The sequence below is a fragment of the Pseudonocardia humida genome (assembly GCF_023898865.1).
Taxonomy (GTDB): domain Bacteria; phylum Actinomycetota; class Actinomycetes; order Mycobacteriales; family Pseudonocardiaceae; genus Pseudonocardia; species Pseudonocardia humida.
Genome location: NZ_JAGSOV010000079.1, coordinates 1 through 13,922 on the forward strand (window position 1 = coordinate 1; position 13,922 = coordinate 13,922).

General features: G+C 76.4%; 18 protein-coding genes. 8 read left to right on the forward strand and 10 right to left on the reverse strand.

Annotated features, from left to right (window positions below; all coding sequences use genetic code 11):
* Positions 1–224, reverse strand: a 224-nt coding sequence (locus tag KDL28_RS34850) for an SAM-dependent methyltransferase (RefSeq protein WP_372497164.1), incomplete at its 3' end; no start/stop codon positions are given.
* A gap of 170 nt (positions 225–394) precedes the next feature.
* Between KDL28_RS34850 and macS the strand changes: the two genes are divergently transcribed.
* From macS to KDL28_RS34865, 3 genes are all read left to right on the forward strand, one after another.
* Positions 395–1,591: a MacS family sensor histidine kinase gene (gene macS / locus KDL28_RS34855; protein ID WP_252445571.1), complete on the forward strand. Its 1,197-nt coding sequence runs from the start codon at positions 395–397 to the stop codon at positions 1,589–1,591.
* Positions 1,563–2,240, forward strand: a complete 678-nt coding sequence (locus KDL28_RS34860; protein WP_252445573.1) for a response regulator — start codon at positions 1,563–1,565, stop codon at positions 2,238–2,240. Before macS ends, KDL28_RS34860 begins: the two co-directional genes overlap by 29 nt.
* A gap of 84 nt (positions 2,241–2,324) precedes the next feature.
* A complete protein-coding gene (locus KDL28_RS34865; RefSeq protein ID WP_252445708.1) occupies positions 2,325–2,930 on the forward strand; it encodes a helix-turn-helix domain-containing protein in 606 nt (201 codons plus the stop codon).
* Between the two features lie 7 nt (positions 2,931–2,937).
* Here the strand turns inward: KDL28_RS34865 and KDL28_RS34870 are convergent, their stop codons facing one another.
* Both KDL28_RS34870 and KDL28_RS34875 read right to left on the reverse strand, forming a co-directional pair.
* Positions 2,938–3,606 carry a response regulator gene (locus tag KDL28_RS34870; protein ID WP_252445574.1) on the reverse strand — a complete coding sequence of 223 codons (669 nt, stop codon included), beginning with the start codon at positions 3,604–3,606 and terminating at the stop codon, positions 2,938–2,940.
* Positions 3,603–4,784: a sensor histidine kinase gene (locus tag KDL28_RS34875; RefSeq protein ID WP_252445576.1), complete on the reverse strand. Its 1,182-nt coding sequence runs from the start codon at positions 4,782–4,784 to the stop codon at positions 3,603–3,605. The genes KDL28_RS34870 and KDL28_RS34875 overlap by 4 nt, the downstream gene beginning before the upstream one ends.
* A 153-nt stretch (positions 4,785–4,937) precedes the next feature.
* On the opposite strand from KDL28_RS34875, the gene KDL28_RS34880 reads away from it, so the two are divergent.
* The gene (locus KDL28_RS34880) at positions 4,938–5,348 is read left to right on the forward strand and encodes a hypothetical protein (protein ID WP_252445577.1); all 411 of its coding nucleotides are present in this window, start codon (positions 4,938–4,940) and stop codon (positions 5,346–5,348) included.
* Between the two features lie 6 nt (positions 5,349–5,354).
* Here KDL28_RS34880 and KDL28_RS34885 read toward each other — a convergent pair whose 3' ends face one another.
* On the reverse strand, positions 5,355–6,287 hold the full coding sequence (locus tag KDL28_RS34885) for a nucleoside hydrolase (protein ID WP_252445578.1): 933 nt from the start codon (positions 6,285–6,287) through the stop codon (positions 5,355–5,357).
* An 82-nt stretch (positions 6,288–6,369) separates the two neighbouring features.
* Positions 6,370–6,549 carry a hypothetical protein gene (locus KDL28_RS34890; protein WP_252445579.1) on the reverse strand — a complete coding sequence of 60 codons (180 nt, stop codon included), beginning with the start codon at positions 6,547–6,549 and terminating at the stop codon, positions 6,370–6,372.
* 297 nt (positions 6,550–6,846) lie between these two features.
* On the opposite strand from KDL28_RS34890, the gene KDL28_RS34895 reads away from it, so the two are divergent.
* Positions 6,847–7,008 carry a hypothetical protein gene (locus KDL28_RS34895; protein WP_252445580.1) on the forward strand — a complete coding sequence of 54 codons (162 nt, stop codon included), beginning with the start codon at positions 6,847–6,849 and terminating at the stop codon, positions 7,006–7,008.
* A 23-nt stretch (positions 7,009–7,031) separates the two neighbouring features.
* On the opposite strand, the gene KDL28_RS34900 is transcribed toward KDL28_RS34895, so the two are convergent.
* The 4 genes from KDL28_RS34900 to KDL28_RS34915 form a co-directional block, all read right to left on the reverse strand.
* Positions 7,032–8,294, reverse strand: coding sequence for a glycosyltransferase family 4 protein (locus tag KDL28_RS34900; protein ID WP_252445582.1), 1,263 nt, complete (start codon positions 8,292–8,294; stop codon positions 7,032–7,034).
* Positions 8,295–8,343: 49 nt separating this feature from the next.
* Positions 8,344–9,273, reverse strand: a complete 930-nt coding sequence (locus KDL28_RS34905; RefSeq protein ID WP_252445583.1) for a S66 peptidase family protein — start codon at positions 9,271–9,273, stop codon at positions 8,344–8,346.
* Between the two features lie 178 nt (positions 9,274–9,451).
* A complete protein-coding gene (locus KDL28_RS34910) occupies positions 9,452–10,279 on the reverse strand; it encodes an SDR family oxidoreductase (protein ID WP_252445584.1) in 828 nt (275 codons plus the stop codon).
* 87 nt (positions 10,280–10,366) lie between these two features.
* Positions 10,367–10,633 (reverse strand): hypothetical protein, encoded by a 267-nt coding sequence (locus tag KDL28_RS34915; protein ID WP_252445585.1) that lies wholly within the window; start codon positions 10,631–10,633, stop codon positions 10,367–10,369.
* 198 nt (positions 10,634–10,831) lie between these two features.
* Between KDL28_RS34915 and KDL28_RS34920 the strand changes: the two genes are divergently transcribed.
* Positions 10,832–11,638: a crotonase/enoyl-CoA hydratase family protein gene (locus KDL28_RS34920; RefSeq protein ID WP_252445587.1), complete on the forward strand. Its 807-nt coding sequence runs from the start codon at positions 10,832–10,834 to the stop codon at positions 11,636–11,638.
* 82 nt (positions 11,639–11,720) lie between these two features.
* Positions 11,721–11,948 carry a PLDc N-terminal domain-containing protein gene (locus KDL28_RS34925; RefSeq protein ID WP_252445588.1) on the forward strand — a complete coding sequence of 76 codons (228 nt, stop codon included), beginning with the start codon at positions 11,721–11,723 and terminating at the stop codon, positions 11,946–11,948.
* Here KDL28_RS34925 and KDL28_RS34930 read toward each other — a convergent pair.
* Positions 11,923–12,585 carry a nucleoside/nucleotide kinase family protein gene (locus KDL28_RS34930; protein ID WP_252445590.1) on the reverse strand — a complete coding sequence of 221 codons (663 nt, stop codon included), beginning with the start codon at positions 12,583–12,585 and terminating at the stop codon, positions 11,923–11,925. The two genes, KDL28_RS34925 and KDL28_RS34930, sit on opposite strands and share 26 nt — an antisense overlap.
* Before the next feature lie 100 nt (positions 12,586–12,685).
* Here KDL28_RS34930 and KDL28_RS34935 point away from each other — a divergent pair, with 100 nt between their 5' ends.
* The gene (locus tag KDL28_RS34935; protein WP_252445592.1) at positions 12,686–13,888 is read left to right on the forward strand and encodes a threonine synthase; all 1,203 of its coding nucleotides are present in this window, start codon (positions 12,686–12,688) and stop codon (positions 13,886–13,888) included.
* Positions 13,889–13,922: the final 34 nt, after the last annotated feature.

Sequence of the window (13,922 nt, forward strand, 5' to 3'; positions counted from 1 at the left end):
GGCTGGGCGAACGCGCCGTTCGCTCGGGTCGGGGCCAGCCGGCGCCCGTGGCCGATCGTCGCGGCGTCGCTGTCGACTCCGACGCCGCGCGCGCCGGGGGCCGCCTCGCCCGCCCGCAGCAGCAGCTCGGCCCACCCGCAGCCGACGTCGAGGACGGTGCCGCGCAGGCCGCGGGCCAGGAACCGGACCAGCCGCGCGGCGCGCTCCTCGGACAGCGACGCCATGAGGTGAGGTCGTCGTACGGCGGGGGGAGCTCGATCACCACGGCCAGAACCTGTCCGGTGGACCCGGCGGGGCAACCGGATTGCGGGTGCGGGGCCCGGGGTGACGGGTTCGCGTCAACAGGCGTAGTCCTACCGATCCACCGCGCGGGCCGACCAGCCACTATGTGGGGGTGAGCGCATCGACCTCCGCCCCGGCCCCCGGCATGCCGTCCGCGGTCGACATGCAGCGGCCCGTCGAACCGCTGTGGCGCGGCATGCTCGTCTACCGGACGCTGACGCTGGCCAGCACGGCCGCGGTGACGGTGTGGCGGCTCGACGACTTCGCCTCCCCGGCCGGTGCGGTCGCGGTGCTGGTGGCGATGGCCGGCTGGACCCTGCTGACCAGCATCTGGTACGTCGGCGGCCGACCCGACCGGCGCCTGGTCGCCATCGCCGACGTGCTGGTCACGGTGGCCGTGATGGCCACGACCCCGCTGGTCCAGTCGCCGCAGCAGCTGGCGGCCGACGCCCCGGTGATGGGCTCGATCTGGACGTCCGGCGCGGTGCTGGCGTGCGCGCTGGCCTACGGGGTGCGCGGCGGGCTGCTCTCGGCGGTGGCGGTGGCCGGGGCGCTGGTGGCGTTCCAGGCCCGGATGGAGACCGAGCTGGGCGACATCCAGCTGATGATCCTGGCCGGGCTCACGGTCGGCTACGCGGCGACCGTCCTGCGCCGCTCCGGCGAGCGGCTGCGCGAGGCCATCACGCACGAGGCGTCGATGGCCGAGCGGGAGCGGCTGGCCCGCGAGGTGCACGACGGCGTCCTGCAGGTGCTCGGCTACGTCAAGCGGCGCGGCGCCGAGGTGGGCGGGCAGGCCGGCGAGCTGGGCAGGTTGGCGGGCGAGCAGGAGTTCGCGCTGCGCACGCTGCTGACCACCGGCCCGGTCATGACCGACGCCCAGGGCCGGCGCGACCTGGCCGCCGCCCTGCGCATGCTCAGCACCGCGCGGATCAGCGTCTCCACCCCGGCGCACAAGGTCGAGCTGCCCGCCCGGGTGGTCGACGAGCTCGTCGGGGTGGTCGGCGCGGCGCTGGCCAACGTGGCCCTGCACGTCGGGCCGGACGCGCCGGCCTGGGTGCTGCTGGAGGACGTCGGCCATGGCGTGGAGATCAGCGTCCGCGACGAGGGCCCCGGCATCCCCGCGGGCAGGCTCGAGGCGGCGGCCTCGGAGGGCAGGCTCGGGGTGGCCAAGTCCATGCGCGGTCGGGTGATGGACCTGGGTGGCACGATCTCCTGCGACACCGCGCCGGGGCGCGGCACGGACTGGATCATCAGGGTTCCACGGGCGGGAGTGGCACGGAATGAGCGAACAGTCGTCCACCGGCGGTGACGCGATCACCGTGATGGTCGTCGACGACCATCCGATGTGGCGCGAAGGGGTCGCGCGCGACCTCGACGAGCGGGGGCTCAAGGTCGTGGCCACCGCGCCCGACGCCGACGCCGCGGTGCGGATCGCGCTGGCCGTGCGCCCCCGGGTGGTGCTGATGGACCTCAACCTCGGCGCCCGCTCCGGCGTGCACGCCACCGAGGCCATCCTGGACAAGCTGCCCGACACGAAGGTGCTGGTGCTCTCGGCCAGCGGCGAGCACGCCGACGTGCTGCAGGCGGTCAAGGCGGGCGCCACCGGCTACCTGGTCAAGTCGGCCAGCGTGCAGGAGCTGATCGACGCCGTGCGCCGCACGGCCGAGGGCTACCCGGTCTTCACCCCGGGCCTGGCCGGGCTGGTGCTGGGCGAGTACCGCAGGCTCGCCGACGAGCCGGAGGGCCCGGCCGGGGCCGCCCCGGTGCTCACCGAGCGCGAGACCGACGTGCTGCGCCTGGTGGCCAAGGGCCTGACGGCCAAGCAGATCGGCGAGCGGCTGGTGGTCTCGCACCGCACCGTGGAGAGCCACGTGCAGAACACGCTGCGCAAGCTGCAGCTGCACAACCGGGCCCAGCTGGTCCGCTACGCCATCGAGCAGGGGCTGACCGACGAGTAGCCATCCACGGCTGAACGGGTGAGGGTCGTGTCCCCGGCCCGGTGACTTGGCAGTATCCGAGGAATGGGGGACTGCCGCTTGCTGATGGTCGCCGGGGCGTCCGACGGCGCCGCCGGTGGCGCCGTCGCCGCGCTGACGGCCGCAGGCCTGGAGCCCGTGCACCGGGCCACGACACCCGACGAGGCGGCCGCCGCCGTCGTCGCCGACCCGCCCGACCTGGTGGTCGTCGCGCTGGCGGCCGGGCCGTCCGCGGTGGCCGCGGTCGTCGAGGCGGCTCCGCGGGTGCCGGTGCTGGCGCTGGTCGGCCCGGTCGGGCCCGACGCCGAGCGGCACGCCGCGGTGCTGGCCGCGGTGGGGGCGGGCGCCACGAGCGTCGTGCTGGACGCGGGCGAGCTGGCCGACGCCGCGCTCCGCACGGTGGCCGGGGCGGCGGTGTTCAGCCCCGGGCTGGCCGAGCTGGTCCTGCAGTCGGTCAGCTCGTCCGACGACGACGCGGCCGCCCGGCTCACCGACCGCGAGGCCGATGTCCTGCGCCTCGTCGTCGACGGCCTGACCGCCAAGCAGATCGCCGCCCGGCTGGTGCTCTCGCAGCGCACGGTGGAGAACCACGTGCAGAACATGCTGCGCAAGCTGCGCCTGACCGGGCGCGCCGCGCTGGTCCGCTACGCCATCGAGAACGGCCTGGCCTGAGGCCGGCTCAGCCGTCGTCGCGCCCGGGTGCCACCAGGCCCGACTCGTAGGCGATCACCACCAGGCGGGAGCGGTCGCGGGCGCCCAGCTTGGTCAGCAGCCTGCTGACGTAGGTCCGCGCGGTGGCCGGGCTCAGGTGCAGGCTCGCGCCGACCTCGGCGTTCGACTCGCCGAGCCCGACCCGGCGCAGCACGTCGCGCTCCCGCCCGGTCAGCCCGTCGAGCAGGTCGGGCCGGGGGCGGTGGTGCAGGCGGTCGGCCAGCTCGGCCAGCACCCGCCCGGTGATCGCCGGGTCGAGCAGGGAGTCGCCCGCGGCCACGGTGCGCACGGCCTTGCGCAGGTCGGTGGGGGTGATGTCCTTGAGCAGGTAGCCCGAGGCGCCGGTGCGGACCGCCCGCAGGACGTCCTCGTCGTCGTCGAAGGTCGTCAGCACGACCACCCGCACGCCGGACAGGGCCGGGTCCGCGACGATCGCCGCGGTGGCGTCGAGCCCGTCCATGACGGGCATGCGGATGTCCATCAGCACGACGTCGGGCCGGTGCCGGCGCACGGCGGCGAGCCCGCCGCGCCCGTCGGCGGCCTCGGCGACGACCTCGATGTCGCCCTCGTGCTCGGCGAGCGCGCGCAGGCCGGTGCGCACGAGCTCCTGGTCGTCGACCACCACGATCCGGATCATCCGGCCTCCCCGACCGGGATGCGGGCGTGCACGGCGAACCCCGGGCCCGAGCGCGTGCGCAGGACGCCGCCGAGCAGCCGCACCCGCTCGCCCATGCCCGTCAGCCCGTGCCCGGCGACGGGAGCGGACTCGGAGGCGCCGCGCCCGTCGTCGACGACGGTCAGGTGCAGCTCCCCGCCGCGGAGCCGGGCGCGCACCCGCGCCCGCCGCGCCCCGGAGTGGCGCACCACGTTGGTGAGCGCCTCCTGCAGCACCCGGTACGCGGCCGCGTCGACCGGTGGGGGCAGCGCCGCCGGGTCGACGTCGACCAGCGTCGTCACCGCGACGCCCGCCTCCCGGACCGGGCCGACCAGGTCGGGCAGCGCGGCCAGGGAGAGCACCGGGGGCGCCGGGGCCGGCTCCGACCCGGTCGCGGCACGCAGCACGCGCACCATCGACCGGACCTCGCGCAGGGTGTGCCCGGCCGCCGTGCGGATCTTCTCGACCGCCTCGCCCGCCACCGGGTGCCCGTCGCCGATCGCCTCGGCCGCCACCCCGGCCTGCAGCGAGATCACCGCCATGGTGTGGCCGACGGTGTCGTGCAGGTCGCGCGAGATGCGCTCGCGCTCGCGCCGCATCCGCGCCTCGGTCTCGCGGGCCACGGCCTGCGCGGTCAGCCTGGTGATCTCGGCCTGCTGCGCGGCCTGGATGCGGCGCCCGCGCACGCTGGAGCCCAGCGCGGTGGCCGCGGCGATCAGCGCCGTGTTCGACACGGCCTCGTAGCCCAGCAGCAGCCCCACCGGGGTGCCCTCCTCGAGCCGGAACACGATCGAGACGACCAGGACCACCACCCCGGCCACGACCGCCCAGCCGGTGCGCCCGGCGTCGGCCGCCGAGAACAGCGCGGCGGCCACCGGCAGCGCGACGCCGATCGGCGGGTACTCGAAGGTGTAGTACGCGAACATCGCCAGGACGGTCACCCACAGCACGACCAGCGGCGCCCGCCGCCGCCACGGCACCAGCGCGCCGAAGCCGAGCGCGAACAGGTAGGCCACGGCGTCGGGCGGGCGGTCGCCACCCTGGTCCGCGGCGACGATCAGCGCGATCGCCATGGCCACCGCTGCGCCCAGCAGCGCGTCCACGACGAGCGGCGGCACCCGCTCGCCGCCGCCGGTCGCGACGGCCCCACCAGCACCCATGCCCCGAGGCTAGAGCCGATCCGCGCGCCGGACATCGGCCCGGTGCACCGGGCGCTGTCGCCTCTCGACGTACGCCGTCGCCGTGCGCGCTCGACCGAGGTCGAGAGCCCCGGCCGATCCGCCGGGCGCCCCCCGGTTCCTAGCGTCGGGGTCGTGGAGAACCTCAGGAGCCTGCACTGGCCGCTGGTGCTCGGGCTGGGCGCGCTCGCCCTGCTCCGGCCGCTGATCCGGATCATCGGCACGCAGACCGGGATCGAGGAGCCGCCCGCGGTCGCCATCGCGGCCACCCTCGCGATCTCCCTGGTCTGGATCGCCGTCGTCGGGCTCACCGGGGTGGCCCACCCGGTGCTGACCCTGGTGATGGTCGGCCTCACCTACGCGGTGCTGTCGATCCTGCTGTCCGCGGTCCTGTCCCCGGTCCTCACCGGCGAGCTGCGGGGCCCGCTGGCCGTGCCGATCGCGATCGTGCCGGTGCTGGCGGTCAACGCGCTGTGGGGGCTGGTGGCCGGCGCGCTGGCGGTGGCCGTGCGCCGCGCCCGCGGGCACCGCGACGACCGCCGCTGACGGGCGTCAGCCGAGGGTGCGCAGGCGGGCCAGGATCTCGCCCAGGACGGCGGGCGGGTCGACGTCGGTGGCGACGTCGACGGCGGCCCCCTCGGCCGCCGGCGGGCTCGGCACGGTGGCGCCGCGGGCCGGGCCCAGGTCGCAGGCCACGTCGATCCGCAGCGGCGTCGTGCTCAGCGAGCCGGGGCGGATGGCCTCCAGCACGGCCACGGCGTCGTGCACGGCGACGGCGTCGCGGCCGTAGCGGGCCCGGAAGGCCGCGCGGTAGTGCGTGATGATCTCGTCGAGCTCGTGCCCGCGCCGCCCGGACGCGGCCAGCTCGGCCAGCCAGGCCGGCTCGGCCGGGCAGCGTAGCGTGATGTCCAGCGGGACCATCGTCACCGGCACGTCGGTCTGGGTGAGCACCCGGTGGGCGGCCTCCGGGTCGCAGTGCACGTTGAACTCGGCCACGCCGGAGGTGTTGCCCGCGCCGAGCGCGCCGCCCATCACCACGATGCGCGCGATCCGCTCGGCGAGGTCGGGGTGCACGGCCAGCAGCAGGGCCACGTTGGTCAGCGGCCCGATCGCGGCGATCGTCACCGGCTCGTCGGCGGCGCGCAGCACGTCGGCGGCCAGCCCGAGGGCGCCGCGCGGATCGGGTGCGCTCCGCGGCGGCGGCAGCGCGGCGGCCCGCCCGCCCAGCCCGTCGTCGCCGTGCCAGCGGGCGGCCCGCTCGCGCTGCGGGTGCACCAGCGGGCGCGCGGCCCCGGCGCCGACCGGCACGTCCTCGCGGTCGCACAGCGCGAGGACCCGCCCGGCGTTGGCCGTGGTGTCGGGCAGCGCGACGTTGCCGAACACCGTGCACACCGCCAGCAGCTCGACCTCCGGCGAGGCCAGCGCCAGCATGATCGCCACGGCGTCGTCGACGCCCGGGTCGGTGTCGATGATCAGCCCCGGCACCCCCCGACCCTAACCCCGTCGAGAACGAAGCTGTTGTCGTTTGGACCGGTCCAAAACGGCGGCAACCTCGTTCTCGACGGGGTCACTCGCTGCGGGTGGGCTCGTCGGACTCGGTGGCCAGGTCGCGGTCGGCGCGCTCGGTGGTGCCGGCACCGTCGGGCGCCGGGTGGTTGGGGTCGGGGCGGGAGCCGGGGTCGGCGGCGGCGTAGGCGCGCTCGTCCTCCTCGGTCGCCTGCGTCGGGTTGTCCACGCGACGGGACACGACGCGGTCCTCCTCGGACTGGGACCTGGGCTCCGGACCGCCGTCGCGGGACTCCTCGATGCGCATGCGCCCGGCTACCCGTCGGGCCGCTCCGGCACACGCCCGGAGCGGTACAACGGAGAGGACGACCACGCGTTCGCGCACCCGATCGCCCGACGGGGACCAAGCCGAGGTGAACCGCACCTTAAACCGCTCGGAATCGATGTGAGCTGCGCCAAGATCGGTAACAGCGGTGAGATCGACAACGTTCTACTGGACGCCGGGCACACCCGTAGTACCGACTGAGGAAGGTCAACCGTGAAGGACACCACCGTGCGCCGCCTGCTCGCACTCGACCAGGAGTACACCGCCGCGGTCAACTCCGCGATCGCCGAGGACCGCGACGACCTCGTGGCCGAGCTCGCGGACGAGTACCCCGACGCCGCCGCCAAGATCATCCTCGCCGAGGACGCGGCCTGAGCTGAGCACGTCACAGGGGCCTGTCAGCCCCGCCCGACGGTGAACGCGTTGCCCGTCGGGATCTTGGGCCGGGGCAGCTCCACGCGGGTGCCCCGGCCGGTCGACGCGTAGACAGCGGCCGTGTCCGCGGCGATCCGCCCCCAGTCGAAGTCGGTCCCCAGGCTCGCCCGCGCCCGTCGGGCCCGCCGCGCCGCCGCCGCCGGATCGCCCAGCACCCGGCCCACCGCCCGGGCCAGCTCCCCGACGTCCCCCGGCGGGAACGACACCCCGGTCTCCCCCTCCCGCACCACCTCGCCCAGCCCGCCCGCGCTGGAGGCCACCAGCGGCGCGCCCGCGGCGGCGGCCTCCAGCGCGACGATCCCGAACGGCTCGTAGCGGCTGGGCAGCACCACCGCGTCGGCGGCGGCGACGGCCGCTGCCAGCTCGGCGTCGGGCAGGTACCCCGGGAAGAGCACGCTTCGCCGCACCCGGCCGCGGCGGGCGACCTCGACGAGCCGGTCGGCCATCGACCCGGTGCCGGCGACCACCAGCCGCGCGCCCGGGTGCGCGGCGCGGATGCGGGGCAGCGCGGCGACCAGGTCCTGCACGCCCTTCTCGTGCTCCAGGCGGCCGAAGTAGAGCAGGAACGGCCGCCCGTCCGGAGCGAAGCGCGCCCGCGCCGCGGCCACCCGCGCGGCCGGCACCCGCCAGCGGCGCGGGGAGATGCCGTTGCGCAGCACCGCGATCGGCTCCGGGTCGAGGTCGAACAGCTGGGCCACCTCCGCCCGCATGGCCCGCGAGCAGGTGATCAGCGCGTCGGCGCTGTGCGCGAGCCACCACTCCACCGAGTGCACCTGCCGGCTCAGCGCGGCCGACAGCCAGCCGGCGTGGCGCCCGGCCTCGGTGGCGTGGATCGTGGCCACGAGCGGCACGTCGAGCACGTCGGACAGGGCGATGGCCGGGTGGGCGACCAGCCAGTCGTGGGCGTGCACGACGTCGGGCCGCCAGTCGCCGAGCCGGGTGAGCGCGGCGCGCACCAGCGCGTGGCCCATGGCCAGGGTCCAGGCCACCAGGTCGGCCCCGAACTCCAGGTGGGCCGGGTCCTCGGCCACGCGCAGCACCCGGACGCCCTCGACGGCCGCGTCGGTGGTGGGGTGGGTCCCGGCGTCGCTGCCCGACGGCTGCCGCGACAGCACGACGACCTCGTGCCCGGCCGCGGCGAGCTCGGTGGCGAGCGCGTGGACGTGCCGCCCCAGCCCGCCGACGACGACCGGCGGGTACTCCCACGACACCATCAGCACGCGCACGGCCGGACCCCTCCACCGGAACGGGTCGCGACGGTACCGCCGCGGTGGATCAGCCCGACCCGCCGGCCAGCCGCAGCGCGCCGCGGTCGAGGTCGAGCGTCGCGGGCTGGCCGAGCGGCACGGTGACGGCGCCGGGCCCGTGCCCCACCGGGAACCCGCCGACGAACGGCACCCCGAAGTGGCGCAGCCGGTCGTCGAGCACGGCGAGCACCCTGCGGGTGGTCTCCCCGCTGTAGGCGCTGCCGTTGAACCGCCCCAGCGCCACCCCCGACACCTGCCCGAGCACGCCCGAGCGCCCCAGGAACGTCAGCCAGCGGTCGACCCGGTACGGCGGCTCGTCCACGTCCTCCAGCAGCAGCACGGTGCCGGTCCAGGAGCGCGGCTCGACCAGGCTCGTGGCCAGCACCGCGAGGTTCCCGCCCAGCAGCACCCCCTGCACCGTCCCGGTGCCGTTGCGCAGGGCGAACGTCGGCTCGGTCGGCACCGCGCGGACCGTGGCGCTGGTGCCGAACGACGCCATCGCCCGGCGCAGCGACTCGGCAGCCGCCGCTGTCGGGCCGGCGGCGCGCCCGCCGACGGCCGGGCCGTGCAGGCTCGGCAGGCCGGTCGCGGTCCACAGCGCGAGGTGCAGCGCGGTGATGTCGCTGAACCCGACCAGCAGCTTGCGCCCGCGGTCCCAGTCGATGCCGTCGACGATGCGCTGGGTGCCGTACCCGCCGCGCAGGCACACCACCGCCCGGACGTCGGGGTCGTCCCACGCGGCCTGGAACTCGGCGAGGCGGTCGGCGTCCGGCGCCGCCAGGTAGCTCAGCGGGCGGGCGGGGGCACCGTTGCCGGGCCCGTGGGCCTCGCGCACGACGTGCAGGCCCCAGCTGCGCAGCAGCCGGTGGGCGCGGGCGATCGCCTCCGGGGGCGAGGCGCTGGCCGGGGAGACGAGCGCGACGGCGTCGCCGGGGCCCACGCTCAGCGACCCGCTCATCCGTCGTGCTCCCGCGCGGTGCCCCGCGCTCTCCGCCCCGTCAGCGGGGGCGCAGGGGCGTGGGCCGTGGAGGCGGGGGAGCGGGGAGCCACGCCCCCGACCGTTCCAGACCCGGCGCGGCCGGTCCAAGGGGTCGGGCGCGGGAGTTCGCGCCCCGGCGCGAACTCCCGTCAACCGCCTACTCGCCCTGCGCCTTCGCCGCGACGTCCTGCCACTCGCGCCAGGTGGCCAGCCGCGACTCGTAGTCCGCCGTCGCGATGCCCAGCGGCGCCGTCCCCAGGAAGATCCGCAGCGGCGGCTCGTCGGCGTCGACCACGGCCAGCACGGCGCTCGCCGAGGCCGTGGGGTCGCCCGGGGTGCCGATCCGCTGCCGGCGCGCCGCCTGGACCTGCTCGTGCAGCTCGGCGTACTCGGGCAGCGCGGCGGAGTGGCGGGCGGAGGCGCCGCTCCAGTCGGTGGCGAAGCCGCCGGGCTCGATCAGGGTGACGCGGACGCCGAAGCCGGCGACCTCCTGGGCCAGCGCCTGGCTGAGGCCCTCCAGCGCCCACTTGGACGCGTGGTACATCCCGACCAGCGGGAACGCGCTGATCCCGCCGATCGAGGAGACCTGCAGGATGTGCCCGGAGCCCTGGGCCCGCAGGATCGGCAGGGCGGCCTGGGTGACCCAGAGCGCCCCGAACAGGTTGGTCTCCATCTGGTCGCGGGCGTCGGACTCGCTGAGCTCCTCGACGAACCCGAAGTGCCCGTAACCGGCGTTGTTGACCACGACGTCGAGCCGGCCGAACCGCTCGTGGGCCGCGGCGACCGCGGCGAAGTCGGCGGCGCGGTCGGTGACGTCCAGGCGCAGCGGCAGGATCCGCTCGCCGTAGCGCTCCACGAGGTCGTCGAGGGTGGCTGTGTCGCGCGCCGTGGCGGCCACGCGGTCGCCGCGCTCCAGCGCGGCGACCGTCCATTCGCGGCCGAAGCCGCGCGACGCGCCGGTGATGAACCAGACCTTCTCCGTCATCGAACTGCCCTTCGCGGTGGTGTGGTGCTTCCGGGCGGGAGAACGACCGGAGGCGCCTCCGGTATTCCGGCGCTCCGGGTCGCGGGGTCAGCGGGACGCGCGCAGCCGGGCCACCGCGCCGACCGGGACGACCACGGCCAGGGCCACCGCCACCTGCACGGGGCCCACGACCTGCGCGGCCAGCAGCAGGGCCGGACCGGTGAACAGCAGCCCGAGCCCGGCCATCGGGCGGTCGCGGCGCAGGCAGTGCAGCGCCGCGGCCAGGCACAGGAGCATGGCGACCAGGCCCACCGCCGCGCCTGCGACGCTCAGCGTGATCTCCGTCGGGGACGCGAGCGGGCCCGGCAGCGGCACGGCCCCTCCTCCCCGACGGTGCGACGAGTCTCGCCCCGGGACGCCGCCATCGCAATCAGTCATCAGGCTCGCACCCACCGTCACCGCTCGTGCTCGTCCGGGCCCGCGCTGGGCCGACGGTGAGCCGTTGATCTCGGACGGGTGGCGGCGGCGCGCCCGGCACGTAGCATCGCGGCGTCGGCAGGCGGAAGGGGTGCGATGGGGCACGAGGACCGGGTGCGGGTCACGATCGAGGGCGGGGTCGCGGACGTGCGGCTGAACCGCCCGGACAAGCGCAACGCGCTCGATCCCGCGATGTTCGAGGCGCTGGTGCTCACCGGGACCGAGCTGGCGGCGGACACCTCGCTGCGCGCGGTCGTGCTGTCCGGGGAGGGGCCCGACTTCTGCGCGGGGCTCGACTTCGGCTCGTTCCGCGCGATGGCGTCCGGGGAGCGGCTCTCGGCGCGGGCGGAGCTGCCGGAGCCGACCGGCCCGGCCCGGGCGACGGGCCAACGCGCCGTCCACGTGTGGACCGAGCTGCCCGTACCGGTGATCGCCGCGATCCGGGGCAACGCGCTCGGCGGCGGCCTGCAGGTCGCGCTGGGCGCCGACATCCGGATCGTCGCCCCCGACGCGGTGCTGTCGGTGCTGGAGGTCCAGTGGGGCCTGGTGCCCGACATGACCGGCACCCAGGTGCTGCCCGAGCTGGTCGGCCGCGACGTGGCCAAGGAGCTGGCGTTCACCGGGCGGCGGGTGTCGGGCACCGAGGCGGCGCGGCTGGGGCTGGCCACCCGGGTGGCCGACGACCCGCTGGCCGAGGCGCTGCAGACGGCCCGCACGATCGCCGGGATGAACCCGCACGCCGTGCGCGGGACCAAGCGGCTGATCGAGATGGCCGGGCGCGTCGACCTGGCCGAGGGGCTGGCCGCCGAGCAGCGCGAGATCGGCGCGCTGATCGGCAGCCCGAACCAGGTCGAGGCGGTCACGGCCCGGTTCGAGCGCCGGGCCCCGCAGTTCGCGGACTGACCGCCCGGGACGGGTTCCGGGTCCCGGCGGCGCTTCCGCGCCGGCCCGGGATGCGGCAACCTGGACCGCGGAGGTGGGGTCCGTGTCTCTGCTCGAACATCGCCGATGGGTCGACCTGCCACCCCGCGCCCGGGCGGGGGTGGTGGTGGGCGGCGGCGTCCAGCTGGGCCTGCTCGCCGCGGCCCTCGCCGACCTGCGCCGCCGGGACGCGGCGCTGGTCCGGGGACCGCGCTGGGTGTGGGCGCTGGTCTCGCTGCTGAACTTCGTCGGCCCGATCGCCTACTTCACCCTCGGGCGCCGCGCCCGCTGACCGCACCCACCACGACGTGACCGGGCGGCGGGGGCGTCGGCGGGGTGCCCGCGACGACGACGGTGGCCCGTTCCCACGCCCGCTCCGCGGTCAGCAGCGTCAGCTCGGCGGCGTTCCACTCGGCCATCACCGCCATCGCCTCCGCGTCGTCGCTGTCGCGGTGGTGCATGCGGCCGTCGGCCACGTCCATGTCGGACTGCACCCAGACCGCGGCGTCCAGGTGCGGCTCCAGCCGCCTGCGGGCCGCCGCGCACCCCTCGACCAGCAGCAACTCGCAGCCGGCCGGCACCTCGATCGCGCCTTCGCGGCCCCGCTCGCGCCAGGCCGGCGGGGTGAACCGCACGGCGCGCCCGGCCCTCGCCGGTTCCAGCACGTGCTCGACCAGCATCGGGTCCCAGTCGAAGAAGCTGTGGTGCCAGGCGGCGTCGTCGGTGTGCAGGACGGTGGCGCGCGGGCCTGCCGCGGCGGCGAGCGCCCCGGCCAGCGTGGACTTGCCGCTCCCGCCGCGGCCGTCGACGGCGACGACCCACGGCCGCGTGGGAGGGACCGGCCGCCCGGCGGTCAGCAGGCCCAGCACCTCGGTGACGGGCACCGCCCGCCACGGGCCGCGGTCGGGCTCACCCCCGGGTAGTCGCATGCCGCCATCCTCGCCCAGCGTGCCCGCGCGAGCACACCGGCGACGAGCGCGGCCAGTCGGCCGCGGTGCCCCCGGGCCCGCGGGCGCGCATGATCGACGCGTGACCGCCTACTCGCTGCTGTCCCACCTGGAGTGTTCTCGCGAGGGCACCCCCCACGACGCCGACGTGGTGCAGGGCACGTCACCCGTCGGGGCGCCGCTGCTGGCCCGCTACGACCTGGACCGGGTCGCGGCCGCGGTGACCCCGGCCGACATCGCCGGGCGCCCGCCGACGCTGTGGCGCTACCACGAGGTGCTGCCCGTCCGCGATCCCGCGCGGGTGGTCAGCCTCGGTGAGGGCATGACGCCGATGGTCGACCTGCCCCGCCACGGCGCCCGGCTGGGCGTGCCCGCGCTGCGGATGAAGGACGAGGGGTTGGTGCCGACCGGCTCGTTCAAGGCCCGCGGCGCGGCCGTCGGGGTCTCCCGGGCGGTCGAGCTGGGGGTGGCCGGGATCGCGATGCCGACCAACGGCAACGCCGGCGCCGCGTGGGCCGCCTACGCGGCGCGGGCGGGGATCGGGGCGCTGGTCGCGATGCCGGTGGACGCCCCGCAGATCACCCGCCGCGGCTGCGCGGTCACCGGCGCCGAGCTGTACCTGGTCGACGGCCTGATCGGCGACGCCGGGGCGCTGGTGAAGGCCGCGGTGGGGGAGCGGCCCGGCTGGCAGGACACCTCCACGCTGCGCGAGCCGTACCGCATCGAGGGCAAGAAGACGATGGGCTACGAGATCGTCGAGCAGCTCGGCTGGCGGGCCCCCGACGTCATCCTCTACCCGACCGGCGGTGGCGTCGGGATCATCGGCATCCACAAGGCGCTGCGGGAGATGCGGGAGCTGGGCTGGCTGCGCGGCGAGCTGCCGCGGCTGGTCGCGGTGCAGGCCACGGGCTGCGCGCCGATCGTCGACGCCTTCGCCGCGGGCCTCGCCGAGAGCACGCCGCCCGCCGACCCGCGCACGGTCGCGTTCGGGATCACCGTGCCCAAGGCGCTGGGCGACTTCCTGGTGCTCGACGCCGTCCGGGCCACCGGCGGGACGGCGATCGCCGTGACCGACGAGGAGCTGCTGGCCGCGCAGTCCGCGCTGGCCCGCGACGAGGGCGCCTGGGTCTGCCCCGAGGGGGCGGCCTGCTTCGCCGCCGTCGGGCGGCTGCGGGAGTCGGGTTGGCTGGCGGGCGACGAGGAGGTCGTCGTCCTCAACACCGGTGCCGGCCTGCTCTACCCCGACACGGTCCCCGTCGACGCCCCGGTCCTGCCCCGCCCGTAGCCGTCGAGAACGAAGTTGCGGTCGGTTGGACCGG

Bases quoted from the DNA above. Each gene is read 5' to 3' on its own strand.
- KDL28_RS34865 (WP_252445708.1), top strand. From the start codon at position 2,325: ATGGTCGCCGGGGCGTCCGACGGCGCCGCCGGTGGCGCCGTCGCCGCG.
- KDL28_RS34905 (WP_252445583.1), bottom strand. From the start codon at position 9,273: ATGAGCGGGTCGCTGAGCGTGGGCCCCGGCGACGCCGTCGCGCTCGTC.
- KDL28_RS34920 (WP_252445587.1), top strand. From the start codon at position 10,832: ATGGGGCACGAGGACCGGGTGCGGGTCACGATCGAGGGCGGGGTCGCG.
- KDL28_RS34875 (WP_252445576.1), bottom strand. From the start codon at position 4,784: ATGGGTGCTGGTGGGGCCGTCGCGACCGGCGGCGGCGAGCGGGTGCCG.
- KDL28_RS34910 (WP_252445584.1), bottom strand. From the start codon at position 10,279: ATGACGGAGAAGGTCTGGTTCATCACCGGCGCGTCGCGCGGCTTCGGC.
- KDL28_RS34870 (WP_252445574.1), bottom strand. From the start codon at position 3,606: ATGATCCGGATCGTGGTGGTCGACGACCAGGAGCTCGTGCGCACCGGC.
- KDL28_RS34930 (WP_252445590.1), bottom strand. From the start codon at position 12,585: ATGCGACTACCCGGGGGTGAGCCCGACCGCGGCCCGTGGCGGGCGGTG.
- KDL28_RS34860 (WP_252445573.1), top strand. From the start codon at position 1,563: ATGAGCGAACAGTCGTCCACCGGCGGTGACGCGATCACCGTGATGGTC.